Below are 25482 nucleotides of genomic sequence, written 5' to 3'. Positions count from 1 at the left end.
TCGACATGACGACTCAGCTTACCGAGTTGTGGGATCGTTGGAACACTGACCGCGATATGGATACAGCGAATGAACTATTGGCGCACTATGAGTTCCTCATCCATTATCACGTGCAACGAATGATCGTGACGCTCCCAAAGAGCGTCGAACGCGACGAATTGAAAAGTTTGGGTTACATGGGATTGTACGATGCCCTCATGAAATATGATCCAGAACACAACAACAAGTTTGACACGTACGCGGCGTTTCGAATCCGCGGCGCCATCATCGATGGGCTACGGAAAATCGATTGGTTACCGCGTTCGGTGCGCGAACGAGTGAAGAAGATTGATCACATCGCCGAGCAGCTCGAACAGAAGCTGCACCGGGCCCCGACGAAAGAAGAACTCGCGAGCGCCTGCGAACTACCGGTGTCGGAAATCGAGAAGGCGATGGCGGAAGGGTATTTCGCGAACATGTTGTCGATCGATGAGGCGGTGACGCTTCAAGAAGAAGGCAAGGTCATGTCCGTCACATATTTCGACCCTGACTCCGAGAAACCGGAAGATACGCTCTTGCAGCGCGAGCTGCTCGATGTGCTGACGACCGAAATCGAGCACTTATCCGAAAAAGAACGTCTCGTCGTCTCGTTATTTTATTTTGACGAGTTGACGTTGACCGAGATTGGCGAAGTGTTAGAACTATCGACGTCACGTATCTCCCAAATCCATTCTAAGGCGTTGAAGACGTTGAAACTCGCACTTGGACGTTCGTATTTAGAAGAGAAGACATCGTGAAGGAGGGATGGAGATGACCGTTGTATATATCGCAATCGCGTGTATCGTTGCTTACGGGTTGCTGATTTTATTTCGTCAAGTCCAGGCGTTGACCGCTCGTGTCACGCAACTCGAGCACGAGAAGCGTGAGACCGAGGCCCTGCTGTTGTCGTTCATGGAATCGATGAACGATGTCGTGAAACATCCATTGTCCTTAGAGGAGGTGGCTGATGCGCAGGCGGTCCATGCAGAGCTTGATCGAGAGCGCTCGGACGATGAAACGCAATCAGCCCCGCACGTCGAGGATGTGTTACTGCACCACTCGGTCCGGGAGACGGCCCGACTGCTCGGAAAAGGCGAAGGGGAAGTCGCCTTATACGCCAAACTTCGCAAAAAGTGAGAGTTGCCGGATTGACGGACATATGCTATAGTATTTTTTGGTGTTAAACACATCACACACGTCTCGGGATGGTATTCCTCGGTGCCGAAAGGTCGGAATACAACGATGAACGAGGCGGAGGACTTTTTTAAACCACAAGGAGGAAATTTATCATGGCAGTAATTTCAATGAAGCAATTGCTCGAAGCTGGTGTACACTTCGGTCACCAGACACGCCGTTGGAACCCAAAAATGGCGAAATACATCTTCACGGAGCGTAACGGCATCTACATCATCGACCTTCAAAAAACGGTCAAAAAAGTAGACGAAGCGTACAACTTCGTTCGTGAACTCGCGGCAGAAGGCGGAAACGTCCTCTTCGTAGGTACGAAAAAACAAGCTCAAGATACAATCAAAGAAGAAGCACTCCGTTCAGGTATGTACTTCATCAACGAGCGTTGGTTGGGTGGAACACTCACTAACTTCTCAACAATCAAAAAGCGTATCAACCGCTTGAAGCAGCTTGAGAAAATGGAAGCTGACGGTACGTTCGAAGTACTTCCTAAGAAAGAAGTCATCATCTTGAAAAAAGAAATGACACGTCTTGAGAAGTTCCTCGGCGGAATCAAGGACATGCCAGGTGTTCCTGATGCTCTCTTCATCGTTGACCCACGTAAAGAGCGTATTGCGATTGCAGAAGCTCACAAATTGAACATCCCAATCGTTGCGATTGTCGACACAAACTGTGACCCAGACGAAATCGACTACGTCATCCCAGCGAACGACGATGCGATTCGTGCGGTTAAATTGCTCACTTCTAAGATGGCAGATGCGATCATCGAAGCGAAGCAAGGCGAAGAAGAAGTAGCTGAAGAAGCAGTAGCTCCAGAAGCTGAAGCGACAGAAGCTGAGTAATCGGTCAGACAACAGGTGATAAAGGGAAAGCCTTTTATCACCTTTTTTTAGGACACGTATATAAAGCCTTAGTGCTTTTTCTTAAAAATTCGTAAGTTTTACAAGGAGGAATTTCCGATGGCAGTTACAGCAGCAATGGTAAAAGAACTTCGTGAAAAAACAGGCGCAGGTATGCTCGATTGCAAAAAAGCACTCACTGAAACAAACGGTGACATGCAAGCGGCAGTCGACTTCCTTCGTGAAAAAGGGATCGCTAAAGCAGCAGCTAAAGGCGACCGTATCGCAGCAGAAGGTTTGACGGCAGTAGCGGTTGACGGCAACAAAGCTACACTCGTCGAAGTCAACTCAGAAACAGACTTCGTTGCGAAAAACGAGAAGTTCCAAACACTCGTTTCAGACGTAGCGAAAGCAGTTCTCACTTCAGGCGCGACTTCAGTCGAAGCAGCACTCGCTTCTGAATTCGTAGCAGGTAAAACACTTGAGACACACATCCAAGAAGAAGCTTCGACAATCGGAGAGAAAATCTCACTCCGTCGCATCGCTGTCCTTCAAAAAGCTGATGACGCAGTCTTTGGCACATACCTCCACATGGGCGGACGCATCGGTTCGATCGTCGTCATCGACGGTACAACGGACGAAACAGTTGCGAAAGACGTTGCCATGCACGTAGCAGCAGCACGCCCACTTTACGCGACACGCGACGAAGTATCGGCTGAAGAAGCAGATCGTGAGAAGAAAGTCTTGACTGAGCAAGCCCTCAACGAAGGCAAGCCTGCCAACATCGTCGAGAAGATGATTGCTGGACGTATGAACAAGTACTTCGAGGAAATCTGCCTCGTCGACCAAACATTCGTTAAAGACGCTGACTTCAAAGTTGGGAAATACGTAGAGTCTAAAGGCGGCCGTATCAACTCATTCGTACGTTTCGAAGTTGGAGAAGGTATGGAAAAACGCGAAGAAAACTTTGCTGAAGAAGTAATGAACCAACTTAAAAAATAATCTGCATCATTCACATGGTGCAATCAAAATTGGGAACACGTCTGTATAACCTTGAGTTAGTTCGTTAAGGGAGCGTGTTCCCTTTTTTCAAGCAAGAGGAGGCAAAGTATGGAACCGAAATATAAGCGAATTGTGTTAAAATTGAGTGGGGAAGCGCTCGCAGGAGATCAAGGGTACGGGATTGACCCGGCCATCGTCAATTCGATCTCTGGGCAAATTAAAGAATTGGTCGCCATGGGCGTCGAAGTAGCCGTCGTCGTCGGCGCCGGAAACATCTGGCGCGGCAAGACCGGTAGCGAGCTCGGTATGGACCGTGCGAATGCGGATTACATGGGCATGCTCGCCACGGTATTGAACTCGCTCGCGCTACAAGATAGCCTTGAAACGAACGGTGTCCAAACACGCGTCCAAACCTCAATCGAAATGCGCCAAGTGGCTGAACCGTATATCCGTCGCCGGGCAATGCGCCACCTTGAAAAAGGTCGTGTCGTTATCTTTGCGGCAGGGACGGGGAACCCGTACTTCTCGACAGACACGACAGCGGCACTCCGCGCAGCGGAGATTGAAGCTGATGTGATCTTGATGGGGAAAAACAACGTCGACGGCGTCTATTCGGCCGATCCGAAACTCGTTCCGGATGCAGTCAAATACGACACGCTCACGTACTTGGACGTCTTAAAGGACGGTCTCCAAGTCATGGATTCGACAGCCACGTCACTATGTATGGACAACCATATCCCACTGATTGTATTCTCATTGCTTGAAGAAGGAAACATCAAACGTGTCGTACTCGGGGAACATATCGGGACGGTAGTAGGAGGAATCAATTCATGAGTGTAAATGACGTATTGAAAACTGCTGAAGAAAAGATGGAGAAAGCCCATTCCGCCTTGAAACGTGACTTCGGGACACTTCGTACAGGACGTGCGAGCGCGTCAATTTTGGACCCGGTTCAAGTTGATTACTACGGGGTACCGACACCGCTCAATCAAGTAGCGAACATCAATACACCGGAAGCACGCCTTCTCTTGATTCAACCATGGGACAAGTCGATGGTGTCTGACGTTGAAAAAGCGATTCAAAAAGCCGATCTCGGCCTCTCGCCGTCGTCGGACGGGACCGTCATTCGTCTCGCCATCCCTGCTTTGACAGAAGAGCGCCGGAAAGAGCTCGTGAAAGTGACGAAGAAATATGCGGAAGAAGCGAAAGTCGCTGTCCGTAACGTTCGTCGTGACGCAAACGAAAACTTGAAGAAGCTTGAAAAAGATGGGGACTTGACAGAGGACGACCTTCGCGGTTACGCGGACGACGTTCAATCGTTAACGGATTCGTATATCAAAAAGATTGATGAATCTGCAGCGACGAAAGAAAAAGAAATCATGGAAGTGTAATCACGGAAGTGGTATACCAAAAAGCTGTGTGGGGACCCTTTTACTGAGAGGGTCCCTCTTTCATACAATCAGGAGGATAGAGTATGTTTAAATGGGTGAATCCTAAAACGAAGACCGAGGCGGAACTGAGCATCCCCGAACACGTCGCCATCATCATGGACGGCAACGGCCGTTGGGCGAAGAAGCGTGGACTCCCTCGCATCATGGGTCACCGGGAAGGGATGAAATCGGTCCGAGAAGCGGTTCGCACCGCCCAAGAACTCGGAATCCGTTCGTTGACGCTGTATGCGTTCTCGACAGAGAACTGGACCCGTCCAGAAGAAGAAGTCAACTTCTTGATGAAATTGCCAAAACAATTTCTGGAGACCGATTTAAAAGAACTGGACGAACAGAACGTTCGTGTCCTTGTCGCAGGTGATGTGTCAAAACTGCCACGTGGCACGCGGGAGGCAGTCGATGAAGCCCGTACGCGTACGGCGACGAACACGGGGTTAGATCTCGTCTTCGCCTTGAACTACGGCGGGCGCGATGAGCTCGTGCGAGCGATGCGATTGATCGCCAGCGATGTAGCCGCAGGGAAAATAAGACCTGACGACATCGACGACGCCATGATTGGACAGCGTCTGATGACAAACATGCAAGATGTCGATTTGATTATCCGGACGAGCGGTGAACAGCGCCTGTCGAACTTCTTGCTTTGGCAAGGGGCATATGCCGAACTGCATTTCACGGACGTGCTATGGCCGGAGTTCAAACGGGACCACTTCGTCGAGGCGATCGAGGCGTATAACGCGCGGACACGCCGGTTTGGTGGGGTGTGACATGAAGACTCGAATTATTACCGGCCTTTGGGCCGGTGCCATTTTTGTCAGCTTGATCGCCCTTGGCGGCAGTCCGTTCGTCATTTTGATGGGGGTGCTCGCCTTGATTGGACTGAGCGAATTCACGATGATGCGCAACCACAAGTTGATGGCATTCCCGTTCCTCGTGACGTCGCTCCTTGTGGCGTTCCCGTTCGTGTTGATGTTGCTCGAGCGGCAGCTTGTCATGGGCGAGTTGCCGATGTCGACGAATCAATGGATGGTGCTCGGTTTGATACTCCTCCTGTTTTGGACGGTCGTCACGAAAAACCGCTTTACGTATGAAGATGCGAGCTTTTATTTCGTATCCGCCGTCTATCTTGTCATCGGTTTCTCGAGTTTCGCACTCGTCCGCTTGTCAGAAGACGGGCTCGTCAAAGTGCTGCTCGTCCTCTTCATGATTTGGGCGACCGATTCGGGTGCCTATTTCACGGGGAAAGCGATCGGAAAAACAAAACTTTGGCCGTCGATCAGTCCGAACAAGACAATTGAAGGGGCGGTCGGCGGAATCATTTCCGCGGTCGTCGTCGGCCTTGTCTATGTGCTCATCGAACCGGTGTTGCCGATTCTCGAAGTATTGGTACTCGCGGTCGTCGTTTCAGTCGTCGGCCAACTCGGAGACCTGGTGCAATCAGCGTATAAACGTCAATTCAACGTAAAAGATTCGGGTCATCTGTTGCCGGGACACGGTGGTATTTTGGACCGGTTTGATAGTATGATCGCGGTATTCACGGTCATCTGGGTATTTAATTTGTTATAAAGGAGTGTCAAGATGAAGCGAATCAGCTTAATCGGGGCGACTGGATCGATTGGCGTACAGACATGTGACGTCATCGAACAGCACCCCGACTTGTTTGAACTTGAGGCCTATGCCTTCGGAACGAATGTAGATGTGGCCGAGGAATGGATCAACCGCCTGCGGCCGAAATACGTGTCCGCCAAAGACATCGAAGTGCTCGAACAGCTCAAGCCACGACTTACATACGAACCACTCTTTTTTATCGGACTTGAAGGGTTGATCGAATGTGCGACCGCAGAGCGGGCCGACATCGTCGTCACGGCTGTCGTCGGGGCTGTCGGTCTCGAGCCGACACTCGCTGCCATCGAGGCGGGGAAAGATATCGCCTTGGCAAACAAGGAGACGCTCGTCACGGCGGGTCATCTCGTCACCGCAGCCGTCAAGAAGCATGGGGTCAGCCTGCTTCCGGTCGACAGTGAACATTCGGCCATCTATCAATGCTTGAACGGCGAGCGCCGAGAAGATGTCTCAAAAATCATTTTGACGGCATCGGGCGGGAGTTTCCGTGACAAGTCGCGTGATGAATTAGAAGGCGTGACCGTCGCGGAGGCGCTCGCGCATCCGAATTGGTCGATGGGCGCGAAAATCACGATCGATTCGGCGACGATGTTCAACAAAGGACTTGAAGTCATCGAAGCGCACTGGTTGTTCGATATCGATTATAATGATATTGAAGTGGTGCTTCATCGCGAATCGATCATTCATTCGATGGTCGAATTCAAAGATGCCGCCGTCATGGCGCAGCTTGGCAATCCGGATATGCGAGGACCGATCCTCTATGCGCTCGCGGCCCCGAAACGTCTTGAAATCGACGGGAACAAGCGGTTAAACTTGAGAGAAATCGGAACGCTTCACTTCGCGGAAGCGGACTTGACGCGTTATCCGGCGTTACGCCTCGCGTATGAGGCCGGTCGCGCTGGCGGTTCGATGCCGACGGTGCTCAATGCGGCCAATGAGGCGGCCGTCGAGCTGTTCTTGAACGGGGAGATCGCCTTCCTTGATATCGAACGCATCGTCGAACAAGCGATGGAAACACATACGGTAATTGCAGAACCGACGCTCGAGGAGATCCTTCAAATCGACCGAGCGGTTCGAGAACAAATTCAGCAAGGAAAGTGAAGGTGGGGAATAGACAATGACGACTTTTATCGCCATCGTTTTGATGTTTGGGGTACTCATTTCGGTGCATGAATGGGGACACCTCGTCATGGCGAAACGGGCAGGGATTCTCTGTCATGAATTTGCAATCGGGTTTGGGCCGAAAATCCTCTCGTTCCGAAAGAATGAGACGCTGTATACGATTCGCTTATTGCCAATCGGTGGATATGTCAAAATGGCCGGGGAAGATTTTGAACCGATCGAAGTGAAAGCTGGTCAACACGTAGGCTTGCGCCTGACGAGTGCCGGCACGGTCGATCGTGTCTACTTCCAGCCGGATCAGGCAAAAGACGTGCACGTCGTCGGGACGGTCGACAAGTTCGATTCGATTCGTGAATTGAAAATCCAGTTGCTCGTCGACGATGAGGTTCGTGTCTATGCACTTGAACGTGACACGCTCCTCGTCGACCAAGGCATGGAAATTCAAATTGCCCCGTACGATCGCACGTTCGGAGCTCAATCGGTATGGAAACGTGTGCTCGCGATTGCAGCCGGCCCGGCGATGAATTTCGTCCTTGCCTTCATCTTGCTCGTCATCGTCGGCCTCGTCCAAGGGACACCGACGGACGATGGCCAAATCGGGACTGTGCAGCCGGATTCGGCTGCCGATCAAGCGGGTCTCATGGCGGGTGACGAAATCGTCTCGATTGAGGGACAATCAATCGATAATTGGCTCGACCTTCGAACCGTATTGGCCGATCGGGCCGATACGCCAACCGAAGTGACGTATATTCGGGACGACGCGGAACAAACAGTGACGCTCACTCCTCAAGCAATCGAACAAAACGGCGAGACCGTCGGGATTTTAGGGGTGACGAACGCACTTGAGCGCTCACCGACGAAAGCCTTTACGACCGGGGCCGAGACGACGTGGACGATGTCGACGCTCATCTTTTCCGCGGTCGGTGACTTGGTGACGGGACAAGTCGGCGTTGATCAATTGGCCGGACCAGTCGGGATTGTCCGCATGACCGACGAAGTGGCGGCGAGCGGATTCATCATGCTCCTCAATTGGACGGCACTTCTATCCGTCAACTTGGCGATTTTCAACTTGTTGCCGCTCCCGGCACTCGATGGGGGACGACTCATTTTCCTCTTGTTCGAAGCGGTGCGCGGACGGCCGATCGATCCGAAAAAGGAAGGCTTCGTCCACTTTATCGGTTTCGCTCTGCTCATGCTCCTCATGTTGATTGTCACCTGGAATGATATCCAATCATTCTTTAAATAATAAATTAAGATCTAATCGGGTTATAGAAGGGAAACGTTGATACCTATGAAACAATCGAGACTGTTCATGCCGACACTTCGAGAAGTACCGGCCGACGCGGAAGCCGTCAGCCATCAGCTTCTCGTCCGTGGGGGCTTTATGCGCCAAAATGCCGCTGGAATTTATTCATATCTTCCACTCGGACACCGCGTATTACAAAAGATTCAAACGATTATCCGCGAAGAGATGAACCAGGCCGGTGCCCAAGAATTGCTCATGCCAGCGATTCAACCAGCCGAACTATGGGAAGAGACAGGCCGCTGGGGCATTTATGGTCCTGAACTCATGCGGTTGACGGATCGTCACGATCGTCGTTTCGCACTCGGTGCGACGCACGAGGAACTCATCACATCAATCGTGCGCGATGAACTTAACTCGTATAAAAAGTTACCGGTCAACTTGTATCAGATTCAAACGAAGTACCGTGACGAGCGCCGTCCGCGTTTCGGATTGCTCCGGGGCCGTGAGTTCTTGATGAAAGACTCGTATTCGTTCCACGCCACACAGGACGATTTGGACGAGGAGTACAAGAACATGTATCGTGCCTACTCTAACATCTTCGACCGCATCGGCTTGAAATATCGTCCGGTCGTGGCGGACTCGGGTGCCATCGGCGGGAAAGACACGCACGAGTTCCAAGCGCTCGCCGAAATCGGTGAGGATACGATCGTCTACACGGATACGTCGAACTACGCTGCTAATATCGAGATGGCAGAAACGCTCGACCGCTATGACATGCAAGCGGCCGAAATCCTCGCTCTCGATAAGGTCGACACGAAAGACAATAAGACGATTGAAGACGTGGCACGTTTCTTGAACATCGACACGAAGACGACGATCAAGTCGGTTCTCTTCAACGTTGATGGGGAGACGGTCATGGCCATCGTGCGCGGTGATCACGAAGCGAACGATGTCAAAGTGAAGAACGCCCTCGGCGGACTCGACATCCAAATGGAAGACGAAGCGACGATCATCGACTTGTTCGGCTGTGAGCCAGGTACGCTCGGGCCGATCCAAGCCCCGGTAAAAGTCGTGGCTGACTACGCCGTCAAATATTTGGTCGACGCGGTATGTGGTGCCAACGAGGCGAACACGCACTACAAGCACGTCAACGCTGAGCGCGACTTGTCGCATTTGACGTATCACGATCTCCGGTTCGTCGTCGAAGGCGACATGGCACCCGACGAGTCGGGTCCGGTGCGCTTCGCCCGCGGGATTGAAGTCGGACAAGTGTTCAAGCTCGGCACGCGCTATTCAGAAGCGATGGGCGCGACGTTCTTGAATGAAGAAGGTCGGGCTGAACCGCTTATCATGGGTTGCTACGGCATCGGCGTCTCGCGGACGCTATCGGCTGTCATCGAGCAGCACCATGACGACCGCGGCATCGTCTGGCCGAAGAGTGTCGCACCGTTCGACGTTCATCTAATTGCGATCAACACGAAAGACGAGGCACAGCTCGAACTGGCGAACCGCTTGTACGCTGAACTGTCTTCCACGTATGATGTGTTGTATGATGACCGTAAAGAACGGGCCGGCGTCAAATTTGCCGATGCTGACTTGATTGGTCTCCCGATTCGCATAAATGTCGGGAAAAAAGCGAACGAAGGCATCGTCGAAGTGAAAGTACGTGCCACTGGCGAAGTCCTTGAGACAACGGTAGATGAGTTGCCACGTGTGATCACGGCGCAACTGAACGAGGCAAAATGATCGATGAAGGTGACGGTTTCTTGCCGTCACCTTCATTTTTCGACATCGAATGATAAAAGGGGGGACTTCTTACCCGTGGAAGCAAATCAAAAAATGCAATTGCTCTTGACCGACCTCGGCATCACGACCGAGACGGATCAGTTCGACGGAGCGGAGTTGACACGACTTGTCGTCAACAAGCAACGCCGGACGTGGACGTTTTATTTCCAGCTGGAACGGGTGTTGCCGTACGAAGTGTATCAACTGTTCATGAGTCGGATCGAGAGCCGTTACGCGACGTTCGCCGACGAGGTATACGCTCGTTTCACGACGACGTCAGGCGGCGGCGAACAGGACTATATCGACTATTGGCCGCGCATCGTCAGTGAACTCAGTCAAGTGTCGGGTGCGATGCGCAGTTATTTCGCATCGGTCTCACCGCGCTTTGAGCAGAACAAATTGCTCATCCCGGTACGCTCGGCCCCTGAGGCGAACTATGTCGATAAAGAGCTGTGCCAAGAAGTCCAGGCGCTCTATAGCGCTTATGGCTTCATGAAGAAACCATGCCAAGCACTGTTCTCGGAGAATGAAGAAGCGAACCAGGCGCTCCGTGAACAAGTCGTGCAAGAAGATTTGGAACAAGCGAAACTCGCGCTCGCAGCGCAGTTCGCGAAGGCGACCGAGACGAACGATGAACCGGTCACCGAGGTCCGGATGGGTGCCTTGATCAAGGACGAGATCGTCCCAATCAAGACGATTATCGAAGAAGAACGACGTGTCGCCATCCGTGGCCTCGTCTTCTCGGCCGAACGGAAAGAACTGAAGAGCGGGAAGAAACTGTTCACGTTCAAGATGACCGACTATACTGATTCACTCATCGTCAAAGTGTTCGCACGCGATGACGACGATGATCGGATGCTCAGCGCCGTCAAAAAAGGGATGTGGATCCAAGCGGCCGGCCGGGTCGAGGATGACAGCTTCATGCGCGAACTGTGCATGATGGCATCGCAACTGCAAGAAGTGAAAGTCGAGCCGGCCCGTGACGAATGGGCGGGTGAAAAACGCGTCGAACTGCACGCTCATACGCAGATGAGTCAAATGGACGCGGTCACGAACGTGTCGGCGCTCGTCGCCCGAGCGGCGAAATGGGGCCATCGCGCCATCTCCATCACCGATCACGCCGGTGTCCAGTCGTTCCCGGAGGCGTATTATGCCGGGAAGAAAAATGATATCAAAGTGTTGTATGGTGTCGAAGCGAACGTCGTCAATGATGGTGTCCCGGTCGCATATCACCCGACCGATGTCCCGCTCGACGATGCGACATATGTCGTCTTCGACGTCGAGACGACCGGACTTTCGGCGGTCTACAACAAAATCATCGAGCTCGCCGGGGTCAAAATCAAAGACGGCGAGATCATCGATCGGTTCGAGGCGTTCGCGGACCCGAAACATCCGCTCTCGGCCACGACGATCGAACTGACGGGCATCACGGACGACATGGTCCATGGCCAGCCCGACCCTGAAGTCATCGCCAAGCAGTTCGTCGACTGGTGCGAGGACGGCATTCTCGTCGCCCACAACGCCTCGTTCGATATGGGCTTCTTGGAAGCGACGCTTCGAAGCGGGGGCCACGAGCCGGATGACTATCCGGTCATCGATACGCTCGAGCTCGCGCGGACGATTTTGCCGACGCTCAAGAACCACCGTCTCAACACGCTCGCAAAACGATTCGATATCGAGTTGACCCAGCATCACCGGGCCATCTATGATGCCGAGGCGACGGCGTACTTGCTCATGAAACTGCTCGAACTCGCCAAACAGATGTTTGAGATGCAGACGCATCGCTCGTTGAACGCGAAAGTCGGGAGTGACGTCTCGAAGATTCGTCCGTTCCATGCGACGATTTATGCGAAGACGAAAAAGCCGGGACTGCGTCACTTGTACGAGTTGATCTCGTTGTCCCACATCGATTACTTGTTCCGGATGGCACGGATGCCACGTTCGGAGATTATCAAACGGCGTGAGGGTCTCCTCATCGGTTCGGCTTGTGACAACGGTGAGATTTTTGATGCCGCGCTCAACAAGTCCGACGACGAGCTTGAGAAGATGATGGCATTCTACGACTTCATCGAGATTCACCCGCCGGCGCTCTATATGCATCTCATCGATAAAGAGATTGTCGCCAACGAGCTCGAGTTGCGCGAAATCATCAAGCGGATCATTCGCGTCGCCGGTCAAGCCGGTCTCCCGGTATGTGCGACCGGCAACGTCCACTACCTTGACCGGACGGACCGCTCGTACCGAGAGATTTTGATTCGGACGCAAGGTGGCGCCAACTTCATCAATACGCGGAAAGAACTGCCACACGCCCATTTCCGGACGACGAAAGAGATGATGGAAGAATTCAAGTTTCTCGGTGACGACCTCGCTCGCGAAATCGTCATCACGAACCCGAATGCGATCGCCGATCAAATCGAGTCGATCCAAATCATCCCGGACGACTTGTACACCCCGAAGATTGAAGGCGCAGACGACGAGGTCCGGAACATGAGTTACGACATGGCCCGTTCAATCTACGGCGAAGAGTTGCCTGAAATCGTCGAGGCTCGGCTCGAGAAAGAGTTGAAGTCGATTATCGGTCACGGCTTTGCGGTCATCTATTTGATTTCGCATAAACTCGTTAAGAAATCGCTTGACGACGGCTATCTCGTCGGGTCGCGTGGTTCGGTTGGGTCGAGTTTCGTTGCGACGATGACTGAGATCACCGAGGTCAATCCGCTGCCGCCGCATTACGTCTGTCCGAAGTGCCAGCATTCTCACTTCTTCAACGACGGATCGGTCGGGTCCGGGTATGACCTTCCGGACAAACAATGTCCGGAGTGCGGGACGTGGTATACGAAGGACGGTCACGATATCCCGTTCGAGACGTTCCTCGGCTTCAAAGGGGATAAAGTCCCGGATATCGACTTGAACTTCTCGGGTGAATATCAACCGCACGCGCACGCCTACACGAAAGTGTTGTTCGGTGAAGAGTATGTGTATCGTGCCGGAACGATCGGGACGATCGCCGATAAGACGGCGTACGGATACGTGAAAGGTTATGCGACCGAGAACGACAAGATTTATCGGAATGCCGAGGTCGATCGGCTCGTCTCGGGTGTCACCGGCGTCAAACGAACGTCCGGGCAACACCCGGGGGGAATCATCGTCGTACCGGACTATATGGATATCGCCGAAATCTCGCCGATTCAGTATCCGGCCGATGATAAGTCGTCCGAATGGAAGACGACCCATTTCGACTTCCACTCGATTCACGACAACTTGCTCAAACTCGATATCCTCGGGCACGATGACCCGACTGCCATCCGCATGCTCCAAGACTTGTCCGGCATCGACCCGAAGACGATTCCGACGGACGATCCGACGGTCATGAAAATCTTTTCGTCGCCGGACGTGCTCGGTGTCACGCCGGAGCAAATCGAATCGAAGACGGGAACACTAGGGATTCCAGAGTTCGGGACGAAATTCGTCCGACAGATGCTTGAAGAGACGAAACCGGCGACATTCTCCGAGCTCGTTCAAATCTCGGGACTGTCTCACGGGACAGACGTCTGGATCGGCAACGCCAACGAGCTCATCTATAACGGGACGTGTGAACTGAAAGACGTCATCGGGTGTCGTGATGACATCATGGTCTACTTGATTTATGCCGGCCTTGAACCGTCATTCGCCTTCAAAATCATGGAGTCGGTACGGAAAGGGAAAGGCTTGTCGGAAGACATGGAGACGGAGATGCGGGCCAACGATGTCCCGGAATGGTACATCTCGTCTTGTAAGAAGATCAAATACATGTTCCCGAAAGCGCACGCCACGGCGTACGTGCTCATGGCCGTTCGCATCGCCTACTTCAAAGTCCATCATCCGATTTTGTATTATGCGACGTACTTCACGGTCCGGGCCGGCGACTTCGACTTGTCGGCGATGATCAAAGGATCACAGGCCGTGCGTAAAGCGATGTCGGATATCCGTGAAAAAGGATTTGAAGCCACGGCGAAAGACAAAGGGCTTCACACGGTGCTCGAGCTTGCACTCGAGATGTTAGAGCGCGGTATGAAGTTCCAAAACATCGATTTGTATCGTTCGAGCGCGACCGAGTTCTTGATTGAAGGGAACACGCTCATCCCGCCGTTCAATGCGGTCGATGGCCTCGGGACGAACGCGGCGAAAGCAATCGTCGATGCACGTGCCGAAGGACAGTTCTTATCGAAAGAAGACTTGCGCAAACGGGCCAAGTTGTCGAAGACGATTGTCGAGACGCTCGATACGATGAAATGTCTCGAAGGCCTACCGGATGAGAACCAACTCTCGTTCTTTGATTTTGGGGTGTAAGTTGCGAAAAATCGGGAAAATATGATATATTGGTATCGAACAATGTTGGATACTACGACGGAAAGGAGTAGGGAACCCTACTCCTTTCTTGTATGTAAAAGCCAGAAGGAGGGATGAGAGTGTCCAAAATAACAGAAGTCGTCGAAGCGATCGCGTTGCCGATCGTGGAGCGTGAGAACATGGAATTGGTCGATGTCGAATTCGTGAAAGAAGGGCCGGACTGGTTCTTGCGCGTCTATATCGACAAGCCGGGGGGCGTCGATTTAGATGATTGCGTCAACATCAACGAACAACTCTCGGAAAAACTAAACGATAGCGATCCGATCGAACAAGCCTATTATCTTGACGTCTCGAGTCCCGGTGCCGAGCGACCGCTGAAGAAGCCGACCGACTTTGAACGCGCGATTGGAAAGAATGTCTATATCAAGACGTTCGCCCCGATTGAAGGTGCCAAAGAGTTCGAAGGAATTTTGACGGAATATGACGGCGAGACCGCCGTCGTCGAGACGCGCATCAAGACAAGAAAAAAAGCGATATCGCTACCGGTAGACAAAATTGCACAAGCCCGCCTAGCGGTCACGTTTAGTTAAGGAGAGGTAAAGATGGGGCCACAATTACTCACAACAATCGAACAGATTGCTAACGAAAAAGGAATCGAGAAAGAGATTATCATCGATGCGCTTGAGCAGGCGCTCATTTCGGCATATCGCCGAAACGTCGCCAACCCGAATGAAAACGTAAAAGTTGAATTCGACCAAGTGACTGGTGATATTCGTGTCTTTGCACTTCTCGAAGTCGTCGAACGTCTCTCGCATCCCGAGCAACAATTGTCGCTCGAAGAAGCGCATGAGATTGACCCGAACTACGAGCTCGGAGATTTCCATAAAGAAGAAGTCACACCGAGCGACTTCGGTCGCGTCGCGGCGATGACGGCCAAACAAGTCGTCACGCAAAAGATGCGGGAAGCCGAGCGCGAACGGATTTATAACCATTTCGTCGATAAAGAAGACGAGATCATGACGGGGATTGTGGAACGATTCGACCCACGCAACTTGTATATCGGTCTTGAAAACAATATCGAAGCGGTGCTCACACCGAACGAGCAGATGCCAAATGAGTCGTACCAGATTCATGACCGCATCAAAGTATATGTGACGAAAGTCGATTCGACGACGAAAGGTTCGGGCGCAGCCATCCAAGTCTCGCGGACGCATCCAGGTCTATTGCGTCGCTTGTTCGAGCTCGAAGTGCCAGAAATCGCGAGCGGTACGGTCGACGTCATGTCGGTCTCACGCGAAGCGGGCGATCGCTCGAAAATTGCCGTCCATTCAGACATCGTCGATCCAGTCGGCGCTTGTGTCGGTCCGAAAGGGCAACGTGTTCAAACGATCGTCGACGAGCTCAACGGCGAAAAAATCGATATCGTTCGTTGGTCGAACGACCCGAAAGAGTTCGTGAAAAACGCACTCAGCCCGGCTCAAGTCGTTGACGTGTACGTCAACGAACCGAACAAATCGACAACGGTCGTCGTGCCAGACTATCAATTGTCACTCGCCATCGGGAAGCGCGGTCAAAACGCCCGTCTTGCCGCGAAATTGACGGGATGGAAAATTGATATCAAGAGCGAGACGGATGCAGAAGGTATGGACTTGTATGATACGTACGCCGAAAAAGTTGAACCGGAGCCAGAAATTGTTCACAATGAAATGGAACAGACTGACTCGGTTGACGTCGCCCTCGAGCCGACAACGGTGAAAGAAGAGGAATGACCATGAAGCAAAAGAAACTTCCTTTGCGCAAATGTGTGGTCACGCAAGAAATGTTACCGAAACAAGCGTTGATTCGTGTCGTTCGGACGCCGGAAGGCGACGTCGTCATTGATACGTCTGGTAAATTGAACGGACGTGGGGCGTATTTGTCGAAAGATGCGGATGTGATTCGTTTGGCAGAGAAAAAACGGACACTCGATCATCATTTAAAAGTCAAGACGAGTGATGCGCTTTATGAGCAGCTGTTGCAAGCTGTGACAGGAGCCGAATCATGAGTCAGTGGGAATCATTGTTAGGCCTTGCCGCACGGGCGAGGAAAGTAACGATGGGAGAAGAGTTTGTGTTGAAGGATGTGCGAGCTGGCCGAGCCAAGCTTGTCATCCTTGCCGGAGATGCAGGAGCGTCTACGAGAAAACGGGTTACCGACAAATGTACATCGTATGGTGTTCCATTGATTGAAGTGAGCGACCGATATACGATCGGGGCTGCTTTAGGTAAAGACATGCGAGTCGTCGTGTCTGTGACAGAATCCGGATTTGCGAACAAGCTTAAGCAACTTCTCTCTTAACTATTAACGGAGGTGGATGCTTTGGGAAAACGCGTCTATGAATTTGCAAAAGAACAGAATGTAACAAGTAAACAAGTCATTACTCAGCTCGAGAAAATGAACAAGCCAGTGAAAAACCACATGGCTGTCTTAGATGAGGAGTCGGTCAAGCAACTCGACCGTGTCTTCAACCCTGAGAAATACCGCTCGGCTGACAAGCAAGAAAAACCAGCTGCAACGAAACCGGCTGAAACGAAGTCTGCCGAGTCAAAACCGGCTGACGCGAAGCCTGCTGCCAAGCAAGAAGCACCGAAAGCACGCCCACAAGCGTCTGGTGGTCAAAGCAATCAAGCGGGCAACCGTGGTGGCAACCGCTTCGGCAACAACCGCAACGACAACCGCAACAAAAAGCGCGGTGGTAAATTCAAAGGCAAACCTGCGAAAGCAGCCGTGCCATTAGAAGCGGATCCAAATTCGAAAACGAGTCAACGTAAAGCGGCTCGTTTAGCGCAAGAGTCTGAAATGGGCAACGTCATCAAGTACGATGATGTCCTCAGCGTATCGGACCTCGCTGCGAAGATGGATAAAAAGCCAAACGAGATCATCATGAAGTTGATGGGTCTTGGTGTCATGGCGACAATCAACCAAACACTTGATGACGAGACGATTGAGTTGCTTGCAACTGAATTCGGTTACGAAGTCGAGAAAGAAGTTCTCATCGATGAGACGGACTTTGAAGAAGTAGAAATCGACTTCTCTGAGTATGAGCTTGTCGAGCGTCCAGCTGTCGTCACGATCATGGGTCACGTCGACCACGGTAAGACAACCCTTCTTGACTCGATCCGCAACACGAAAGTCGTTGCTGGTGAAGCCGGTGGAATCACGCAGCACATCGGTGCTTATCAAGTTGAAGTCAACGATAAAAAGATCACGTTCCTCGACACACCAGGTCACGCCGCCTTTACGACGATGCGTGCCCGTGGAGCCGAAGTGACGGATATCGCGATTATCGTTGTCGCAGCGGATGACGGCGTCATGCCACAGACAGAAGAAGCCATCTCACACGCGAAAGCGGCAAACGTGCCGATTATCGTCGCTGTGAACAAAATGGATAAAGAAGGCGCAAACCCTGACCGCGTCAAACAAGAATTGACAGAGTTCGGTCTTGTACCGGAAGAGTGGGGCGGCGAAACGATTTTCGTACCGATCTCAGCTTTGAAGGACGAGGGAATCGATGAGTTGCTCGAGATGATCTTACTCGTTTCAGAAGTCGAAGAGTACAAGTCAACGCCAGAAATGCCAGCTCGCGGTTCGGTTATCGAAGCGAAGCTCGACAAAGGCCGCGGTCCTGTCGCCACGCTTCTCGTTCAACACGGGACACTTCGCATCGGTGACTCGATTGTCGTCGGTAGCACGTTCGGACGCGTCCGGGCCATGGTCAACGATATCGGTCGTCGTGTGAAAGAAGTCGGTCCATCGACGCCAATCGAGATTACAGGATTGAACGATGTCCCACAAGCCGGTGACCAGTTCATCGTGTTCGAAGATGAGAAGAAAGCACGTGCAATCGGGGAAAAACGTTACCAACGTTACCTCGAATCACAGCGTCGCGAATCGGCTAAAGTTAGTCTTGATGACTTGTTCAGCCGCATTCAAGAAGGCGAAGTCAAAGATTTGAACGTCATCATCAAAGCAGACGTTCAAGGTTCGGCTGAAGCACTCGCTGGTTCACTCCGCAAAATCGACGTCGCAGGCGTCAAAATCAACATCGTCCACCAAGGTGTCGGTGCCATCACAGAAGGTGACGTCATTCTCGCTTCGGCGGCCAATGCGATCATCATCGGATTCAACGTCCGCCCAGATGGTAACGCCCGGTCGATGGCCGAGCAGGAGCATGTTGAAATGCGTCTGCACCGGATCATCTATAACGCCATCGATGAAATCGAGAGCGCGATGAAAGGGATGCTCGACCCTGAGTTCGTTGAAGAAATCACAGGACAAGTTGAAGTCCGTGACGTCTTCAAAGTCTCGAAAGTCGGTACGATTGCCGGCTGTTACGTTACAGAAGGTAAAATCTCACGCGATGCCGGCGTCCGCATCATCCGTAACGGGATTGTTGTGTACGAAGGAAAACTCGATACGCTCCGCCGCTTCAAAGACGACGTCAAAGAAGTCGCGACAGGCTACGAGTGTGGGATTAAAGTAGAGAAGTTCGACGATATTAAAGTGGAGGACGTCATCGAGGCGTTCATCATGAAAGAAGTTGAACGTAAATAAAGCGAGGAGGGAACACGTATGAACATTCGTGCCCAACGCGTCGCAGAGCAGATGCGTAAAGAGATTACAGATATCTTGCTCCGTGAAGTCAACGACCCACGTACGAAGAACGCTACAATCACGAGCGTTGATGTGACGGGAGACTTGCAGCAAGCGACAGCCTACTACACGGTGCTCGGAGACGACGCCACGGTGAAGGCCGAAACGCAAGCTGGTCTCGATAAGGCGAGCGCATTCATTCGCCGCGAGATCGGGAGCCGCATCCGTCTTCGGAAAACGCCAGAATTGTCGTTCGAATACGATTCATCGGTCGCATATGGTAGCCATATCGACTCATTGATTCGTGACTTAAATCGGAACGACCAATAAATTGAAGGGGGGACTCGCGTCTCCCCTTTTTTGATGGGAGGAATTCAGATGGAACCAACAGGTGTACTGATTTTAGATAAAGACAGCGGCATGACGAGCCACGACTGTGTGTTCAAGCTCCGTAAATTGTTCCAAACCAAAAAAGTCGGACATACCGGCACGCTCGACCCGGAAGTGACCGGTGTTCTACCGATTTGTCTCGGACGGGCGACGAAACTGTCACGGTTTCTGACTGATGAAGGCAAACGCTACGCCGCCGAAATCACCATCGGGACGGCGACGATGACCGAGGATGCCCATGGCGAGATCGTCGAGACGCGCGAGGTCGGTCCGGAGGCGTTCACCGCTGCGGACATCGATCGTGTCCTCGAGACGTTGACGGGGAAAATCGAGCAAATCCCGCCTTACTTCTCAGCCGTCAAAGTGAACGGGAAGAAATTGTACGAATACGCCCGCAAAGGTCAGACGGTCGAACGGCCGCGCCGCATCGTCGAAATCCATCGACTCGTCCGCACGACTGAGCCGGTCATGGAAGATGGCGTCTGCCGCTTCCGAGTCGACGTCGAATGTGGCAAAGGGACGTTCATCCGGACGCTCGCCGTTCAAATCGGGGAGCGGCTCGGCTATCCGGCCCACATGAGTGACCTGCGACGGACCCGGTCTGGCTCGTTTGAGGAGACGGCCGCCGTCACGTTGCAGCAACTGGCCGACCTCGAGACGGTCGAGGAACGGATGAACCATCTCATCCCGCTCGAAGAGGTCATCAAGCGTTGGCCGGCCATGACGATTCCAGCCAATCGAGAACGATATATTCGAAACGGGGGTCGTTTGAACGACGTCTCGCTCGAATTTGAACTGTTTACTGTCTATAATGAAGAAGGAATTCCACTTGCCCTCTATCGACGGCTTGACGGAACAACAGACGCAACTGTCGAGGTCATGTTGACCATCGACTAAAGGGGAGATTGAAGTATGGAAACGATCCATCTGACGTATCCTGAGACACCAGACCTGATCCCTTCGGTGATGGTGCTCGGATTTTTCGACGGCGTGCACACTGGACATCAGGCCGTGATTCGGCATGCGCAGGCGCAAGCAAAACAGCTTGACGTGCCCGTGACCGTCATCACGTTCGACCCGCACCCGAAACAAGTGTTATCGAACAAACCGGATGCGGTCCGTTATATCACACCGCTCCAGCGGAAATTGAACCGGATTGCCGCCCTCGGTGTCGAACGGTGCATCGTCATCACGTTCACGAAAGAGTTGGCGAGCCTGTCGCCGCAACAGTTCGTGGATGACTATTTGATTGGTGCCGGTGCGGTCCATGTGACGGCAGGTTTTGACTACTCGTACGGTAAATTCGGCGAGGGGACGATGGAGACGCTACCGTATCATGCGCGCGGTCGCTTCACGACCTCGGTCGTCGCTGAACAGACGAGCGGCGGCGAAAAAGTGTCATCGACGCGGATTCGTCAATTGCTCGGGGCCGGAGACGTCGATGTGGCGAGCGAGCTGCTCGGTACACCGTACGTCATCTGTGGGGAAGTCATTCACGGCGACGCCCGTGGCCGGACGATTGGTTACCCGACAGCGAACGTCGTCATGGACGCGTCGTACGTCATGCCGCGTCTCGGTGTCTACGCGACGCGTGTACGGCTTCAAGACGGCCGGACGTTCGACGCAATGACGAACGTCGGTCGGCGGCCGACGTTTTATGCGACCGGTGACGTCTCGATCGAGAGCCACCTGTTCGACTTCTCGGAAGATTTATACGGGCAATTGATTGAAATCGAATGGATGCACTATTTACGGGACGAGCGGGCGTTCGACGGGCTCGACTCGCTCATCGCCCAACTCAAGCAAGATGAGACGGCCGCTCGGGCAATCCTGTCTTGACTTTGCATGGGTGGTACGGTATCCTATTTTGGTACGCAAAGTACACCGCTTCGCTTGGCTGATCGATTCACCAACGTCGGCTCGGCAACGCGGCAATTTTCTATTAAATGGAGGTGGAGAGGCAATGGCACTCTCAAAAGAACGTAAGAACGAAATCATCGCGGAATACGCGACAAAACAAGGTGACACTGGTTCACCGGAAGTTCAAGTTGCAGTATTGACTGAACAAATCAACACTTTAAACGATCATCTTCGTACACACAAGAAAGACCACCACTCACGTCGCGGTCTTTTGAAAATGGTTGGACGTCGCCGTAACTTGCTTACGTACCTTCGTAACAAGGACGTTACACGTTACCGTGAATTGATTCAACGCCTTGGTCTCCGTCGTTAATCCGAACGGACCATGTGACGGGCTGGGACACTTGTTCCTAGTCCGTTTCTTCTTTTTTTAAAGGAAAATCATTAGACATTCATATGAATGAGTTACATAATAAACTAGATAAGGTTTGAGAGGAGAATGTTCATGTTAGGTACGAAACAAGTATTTTCTACAGAATGGGGCGGACGTCCGCTGTCTGTAGAAGTCGGCCAACTTGCGAAACAAGCAAACGGCTCGGCACTCGTCCGTTATGGGGACACGGTCGTGCTCGCCACGGTCACAGCATCGAAAGCGCCGAAGGATTTAGATTTCTTCCCGCTCACGGTCAACTATGAAGAAAAATTATACTCGGTCGGTAAGATTCCAGGAGGTTTCCTCCGTCGGGAAGGTCGTCCTGGGGAGAACGCGATTTTGACATCGCGCCTCATCGACCGTCCAATCCGTCCGCTTTTCCCGGACGGTTTCCGCCACGATATCCAAGTGATGATTTACGTCATGTCGAACGACCCGGACTGCTCGGCTGAGATGGCCGGTATGCTCGGAACGTCGATTGCACTCTCGATTTCAGACATCCCGTTCGACGGGCCGATCGCCGGAGCGACAGTCGGACGCGTCAACGGTGAGTTCGTCGTCAACCCGACGACAGCTCAGCTCGAACAGACAGACCTCGAGCTCCAAGTCGCCGGAACGGCAACTGCGATCAACATGGTTGAAGCAGGCGCCAACGAAGTACCGGAAGACGTCATGCTCGAGTCAATCTTGTTCGGTCACGAAGAGATCAAGAAATTGGTCGCGTTCCAAACGGAGATCGTGGAAGCTGTCGGGAAACCGAAGTTCGAATACACGGTATCGAAGTTTGATGACGTCTTGACGGCTGAGCTCGAAGCAGCTCGTCCAGAAATCAACGCCGCGGTCCAAGTCGAAGAGAAGCATGCACGTGACGAAGCCATCAACGAAGTGATTGCTAAATACGTTGCTGCCTATGAAGAAATGCTCGCTGACGAACCAGCCAAGTTGAAAGAAGTGTCTGGCATCTTGAACAAGTTCGTCAAAGACGAAGTCCGCCGCTTGATCACGGTCGATAAAGTTCGTCCTGACGGTCGTCGTCCGGAAGTCATCCGTCCGCTCGCGTCAGAAACGGGCTTATTGCCACGCGCCCACGGTGTCGGTTTATTCACACGTGGTCAAACGCAAGTCATGTCGGTCGCGACGCTCGGTGTCATCGGTGATGCGCAAATCATCGATGGGATTGGATTAGAAGAGAACAAACGCTTCATGCACCACTACAACTTCCCGCCGTTCTCGGTCGGAGAAGCTCGTCCGGTGCGTGCGCCAGGTCGTCGTGAAATCGGTCACGGTGCCCTAGGAGAACGTGCACTTCTGCCAATCATCCCGAAAGAAGCCGACTTCCCGTACACGATTCGTCTCGTCTCGGAAGTACTCGAGTCGAACGGTTCAAGTTCACAGGCATCAATCTGTGGCTCGACGCTCGCTCTCATGGATGCAGGGGTCCCGATCAAGGCACCGGTTGCCGGGATCGCGATGGGTCTCATCATGGAAGGCGAACATTATACGGTCCTCACGGACATTCAAGGTCTCGAAGATCATCTCGGCGACATGGACTTCAAAGTCGCTGGAACGAAAGACGGGATCACGGCGCTCCAAATGGATATCAAAATTGCTGGGATCACGCGTGAGATTTTGGAAGAGGCACTCGAACAAGCTCGTTCAGGCCGTCTCCACATCTTGAACCATATGCTTGAGACACTCGACGCACCGCGTCCGCAGTTGTCGAAGTATGCACCAAAAATCGTGACGATGACGATCAATCCGGACAAGATCCGTGACGTGATCGGACCGGGCGGGAAGATGATCAACAGCATCATCGACCAAACGGGCGTCAAAATCGATATCGAGCAAGACGGGACGGTATTCATCGCGTCGACTGATCAAGATGGCATCGACATGGCGATGGCCCTCATCGGCGACATCGTCCGCGAAGTCGTCGTCGGCGAAGAGTTCGATGCGACTGTTCGTCGTATTGAGAAGTTCGGCGCGTTCGTCGAGTTGTTCAAAGGCAAGGACGCGCTCGTCCACGTCTCTGAGTTCAGCTTAGAGCGTGTCGCGAACGTCGAAGACGTCGTCAAACTTGGCGATACAATTAAAGTCCGCGTGACGGAAATCGATGACAAAGGCCGAGTCAACGCCTCGCACAAAGTGCTGATCCTTGAAGGATTGTCACCGGAAGAACGCGAAGCATACGAAGCCAAACGCAAAGCGCAGCGTGAAAGCCGTCCACCACGTGACAGCCGTCCGCCGCGTCGTGACGGAGACCGTCGTCCGCCACGCTCGACAAACTAAACATGATGGCCATCGTCTGGTGCGATGGCCTTTTTCATAGGAGTGATAACATGGAATGGATCACATTAGACAACGGCGTCCGCATCGTGATTGAACCGATGGCGGATGTGCGTAGCACGTCGACCGGCGTCTTCATCAAAGCCGGGACCCGGACCGAAGGCATGACCGAGATCGGCATCAGTCACTTGATTGAACATATGCTATTTAAAGGAACGAAGACGAGAACCGCAAAAGAGATCGCCTCGTTCTTCGATGAGCTGGGGGGCAGCGTCAACGCGTTCACGTCGAAAGATCACACGTGCTATTACGTGAAGACGCTCGACGAACACGCGGTCATCGCCTTCGATGCCCTTGCCGATATGTTGTTTGATTCGCTATTTGATGAGACAGAGCTCGAGAAAGAGAAGCGGGTCGTCTTAGAAGAGATTAAAATGTATGAGGACACGCCGGAAGACCTCGTGCATGAGCTGCTCGCGAAAGCCGTCTATAAGGACGATATCCTCGCCGAACCGATTCTCGGGACGGAAACGAGTGTCCTCGGACTATCACGGGAGCAATTGCTCCGCTACGTCGCCTCGACGTATACGGGCAACCGTGTTGTCGTCTCGATCGCCGGCCACGTGCCGGACGAGTTGGTCGAGGCGGTCAAGAGAAGGTTTGCCGACCTTCCATCAGGGGAATCACCGAAAGAATCGACGACGCCGATTTTGTATAGCGACGTGGTGAAAAAACAGAAAGAGACGGAGCAGGCACATTTGTGCTGGAACTTCGAGGCGATTGCCGCCAAAGACGACCGGCTTCCACATTTGGCTTTGTTGAACAATGCCATCGGAGCGACGATGTCGTCACGGCTGTTCCAGTCGATTCGAGAAGAGGAAGGCCTCGCCTACTCGATTTACTCGTACTATACGACGTTCGACGATCACGGGACGTTCACGATTTATATCGGGACATCGCCGGATACGCTCGCCCAAGTCGAGACGATTATGACGCGTGAGCTCGAGACGCTGAAAGCGGACGGGCTGTCCGACGAGGAAATCGAGAAAGGCAAACGGCAATTGAAAGGGTCTCTCGTCCTCGGGAACGAGAGCACGAGCGCACGCATGAACCGCAACGGGCGGAACCTCGTCCTGCTCGATGAAGTCGAAGACTTGAACGAGGTGCTCGACAAAGTCGACCGCATTGAAACGCGTGACGTCAACGCCTTAATCAAAGAGGTGCTCAGCCACGCCCCTGCCAAATCTTATGTCCTTCCGTCCGAAGACTGACTTGAAACCGAAT

General features: G+C 52.7%; 23 protein-coding genes. All 23 read left to right on the top strand.

Features of this window, described 5'->3' with window-relative positions; all coding sequences use genetic code 11:
- Nucleotides 1–5 precede the first annotated feature (5 nt).
- The 23 genes from NMQ00_RS09390 to NMQ00_RS09280 all read left to right on the top strand — a co-directional run bounded on the left by NMQ00_RS09390 (nucleotide 6) and on the right by NMQ00_RS09280 (nucleotide 25469).
- Entirely contained in the window at nucleotides 6–776 is a 771-nt protein-coding gene (locus NMQ00_RS09390) for a FliA/WhiG family RNA polymerase sigma factor (RefSeq protein ID WP_034777239.1), read from the top strand.
- 13 nt (nucleotides 777–789) lie between these two features.
- Complete coding sequence (locus NMQ00_RS09385; RefSeq protein WP_255176487.1) at nucleotides 790–1155, top strand: hypothetical protein; 366 nt, start codon at nucleotides 790–792, stop codon at nucleotides 1153–1155.
- Between the two features lie 152 nt (nucleotides 1156–1307).
- A complete protein-coding gene (rpsB, locus tag NMQ00_RS09380) occupies nucleotides 1308–2048 on the top strand; it encodes a 30S ribosomal protein S2 (RefSeq protein ID WP_021067146.1) in 741 nt (246 codons plus the stop codon).
- A 117-nt stretch (nucleotides 2049–2165) separates the two neighbouring features.
- Nucleotides 2166–3047, top strand: coding sequence for a translation elongation factor Ts (gene tsf, locus NMQ00_RS09375; RefSeq protein WP_255176486.1), 882 nt, complete (start codon nucleotides 2166–2168; stop codon nucleotides 3045–3047).
- 108 nt (nucleotides 3048–3155) lie between these two features.
- The gene (gene pyrH / locus NMQ00_RS09370; protein WP_034777246.1) at nucleotides 3156–3881 is read left to right on the top strand and encodes a UMP kinase; all 726 of its coding nucleotides are present in this window, start codon (nucleotides 3156–3158) and stop codon (nucleotides 3879–3881) included.
- A complete protein-coding gene (gene frr, locus NMQ00_RS09365; RefSeq protein WP_021067149.1) occupies nucleotides 3878–4438 on the top strand; it encodes a ribosome recycling factor in 561 nt (186 codons plus the stop codon). Before pyrH ends, frr begins: the two co-directional genes overlap by 4 nt.
- Nucleotides 4439–4521: 83 nt before the next feature.
- Nucleotides 4522–5259 (top strand): undecaprenyl pyrophosphate synthase, encoded by a 738-nt coding sequence (locus NMQ00_RS09360; RefSeq protein WP_255176485.1) that lies wholly within the window; start codon nucleotides 4522–4524, stop codon nucleotides 5257–5259.
- A gap of 1 nt (nucleotide 5260) precedes the next feature.
- Entirely contained in the window at nucleotides 5261–6058 is a 798-nt protein-coding gene (locus NMQ00_RS09355; RefSeq protein ID WP_255176484.1) for a phosphatidate cytidylyltransferase, read from the top strand.
- Between the two features lie 12 nt (nucleotides 6059–6070).
- On the top strand, nucleotides 6071–7216 hold the full coding sequence (dxr, locus tag NMQ00_RS09350) for a 1-deoxy-D-xylulose-5-phosphate reductoisomerase (protein WP_255176483.1): 1146 nt from the start codon (nucleotides 6071–6073) through the stop codon (nucleotides 7214–7216).
- 16 nt (nucleotides 7217–7232) lie between these two features.
- A complete protein-coding gene (rseP, locus tag NMQ00_RS09345) occupies nucleotides 7233–8483 on the top strand; it encodes an RIP metalloprotease RseP (RefSeq protein ID WP_255176482.1) in 1251 nt (416 codons plus the stop codon).
- A 45-nt stretch (nucleotides 8484–8528) separates the two neighbouring features.
- Nucleotides 8529–10229, top strand: a complete 1701-nt coding sequence (locus NMQ00_RS09340; RefSeq protein WP_255176481.1) for a proline--tRNA ligase — start codon at nucleotides 8529–8531, stop codon at nucleotides 10227–10229.
- Nucleotides 10230–10304: 75 nt separating this feature from the next.
- Nucleotides 10305–14597 carry a PolC-type DNA polymerase III gene (locus NMQ00_RS09335; RefSeq protein WP_255176480.1) on the top strand — a complete coding sequence of 1431 codons (4293 nt, stop codon included), beginning with the start codon at nucleotides 10305–10307 and terminating at the stop codon, nucleotides 14595–14597.
- Between the two features lie 119 nt (nucleotides 14598–14716).
- On the top strand, nucleotides 14717–15187 hold the full coding sequence (gene rimP, locus NMQ00_RS09330) for a ribosome maturation factor RimP (RefSeq protein WP_034777274.1): 471 nt from the start codon (nucleotides 14717–14719) through the stop codon (nucleotides 15185–15187).
- Nucleotides 15188–15199: 12 nt separating this feature from the next.
- Complete coding sequence (gene nusA / locus NMQ00_RS09325; RefSeq protein ID WP_034777276.1) at nucleotides 15200–16366, top strand: transcription termination factor NusA; 1167 nt, start codon at nucleotides 15200–15202, stop codon at nucleotides 16364–16366.
- Nucleotides 16363–16641: an RNase P modulator RnpM gene (rnpM, locus tag NMQ00_RS09320; protein ID WP_165569410.1), complete on the top strand. Its 279-nt coding sequence runs from the start codon at nucleotides 16363–16365 to the stop codon at nucleotides 16639–16641. The genes nusA and rnpM overlap by 4 nt, the downstream gene beginning before the upstream one ends.
- The gene (locus NMQ00_RS09315; protein WP_021067159.1) at nucleotides 16638–16934 is read left to right on the top strand and encodes a YlxQ family RNA-binding protein; all 297 of its coding nucleotides are present in this window, start codon (nucleotides 16638–16640) and stop codon (nucleotides 16932–16934) included. The genes rnpM and NMQ00_RS09315 overlap by 4 nt, the downstream gene beginning before the upstream one ends.
- A 21-nt stretch (nucleotides 16935–16955) precedes the next feature.
- Nucleotides 16956–19190: a translation initiation factor IF-2 gene (infB, locus tag NMQ00_RS09310; protein WP_214710613.1), complete on the top strand. Its 2235-nt coding sequence runs from the start codon at nucleotides 16956–16958 to the stop codon at nucleotides 19188–19190.
- Nucleotides 19191–19208: 18 nt separating this feature from the next.
- Nucleotides 19209–19559, top strand: coding sequence for a 30S ribosome-binding factor RbfA (gene rbfA / locus NMQ00_RS09305; RefSeq protein ID WP_021067161.1), 351 nt, complete (start codon nucleotides 19209–19211; stop codon nucleotides 19557–19559).
- A gap of 48 nt (nucleotides 19560–19607) precedes the next feature.
- The gene (truB, locus tag NMQ00_RS09300; protein ID WP_255176479.1) at nucleotides 19608–20516 is read left to right on the top strand and encodes a tRNA pseudouridine(55) synthase TruB; all 909 of its coding nucleotides are present in this window, start codon (nucleotides 19608–19610) and stop codon (nucleotides 20514–20516) included.
- A 15-nt stretch (nucleotides 20517–20531) separates the two neighbouring features.
- A complete protein-coding gene (locus NMQ00_RS09295) occupies nucleotides 20532–21458 on the top strand; it encodes a bifunctional riboflavin kinase/FAD synthetase (RefSeq protein ID WP_255176478.1) in 927 nt (308 codons plus the stop codon).
- Between the two features lie 124 nt (nucleotides 21459–21582).
- Complete coding sequence (gene rpsO, locus NMQ00_RS09290) at nucleotides 21583–21852, top strand: 30S ribosomal protein S15 (RefSeq protein ID WP_015881433.1); 270 nt, start codon at nucleotides 21583–21585, stop codon at nucleotides 21850–21852.
- 132 nt (nucleotides 21853–21984) lie between these two features.
- On the top strand, nucleotides 21985–24201 hold the full coding sequence (gene pnp / locus NMQ00_RS09285) for a polyribonucleotide nucleotidyltransferase (RefSeq protein WP_255176477.1): 2217 nt from the start codon (nucleotides 21985–21987) through the stop codon (nucleotides 24199–24201).
- A gap of 50 nt (nucleotides 24202–24251) precedes the next feature.
- Complete coding sequence (locus tag NMQ00_RS09280; protein WP_255176476.1) at nucleotides 24252–25469, top strand: M16 family metallopeptidase; 1218 nt, start codon at nucleotides 24252–24254, stop codon at nucleotides 25467–25469.
- Nucleotides 25470–25482 lie beyond the last annotated feature (13 nt).

It is taken from the genome of Exiguobacterium aurantiacum, assembly GCF_024362205.1.
Taxonomy (GTDB): domain Bacteria; phylum Bacillota; class Bacilli; order Exiguobacteriales; family Exiguobacteriaceae; genus Exiguobacterium; species Exiguobacterium aurantiacum_B.
The sequence above is the reverse complement of the archived record's forward strand: the minus strand, read 5'-3'. Positions and strand labels throughout refer to the sequence as shown.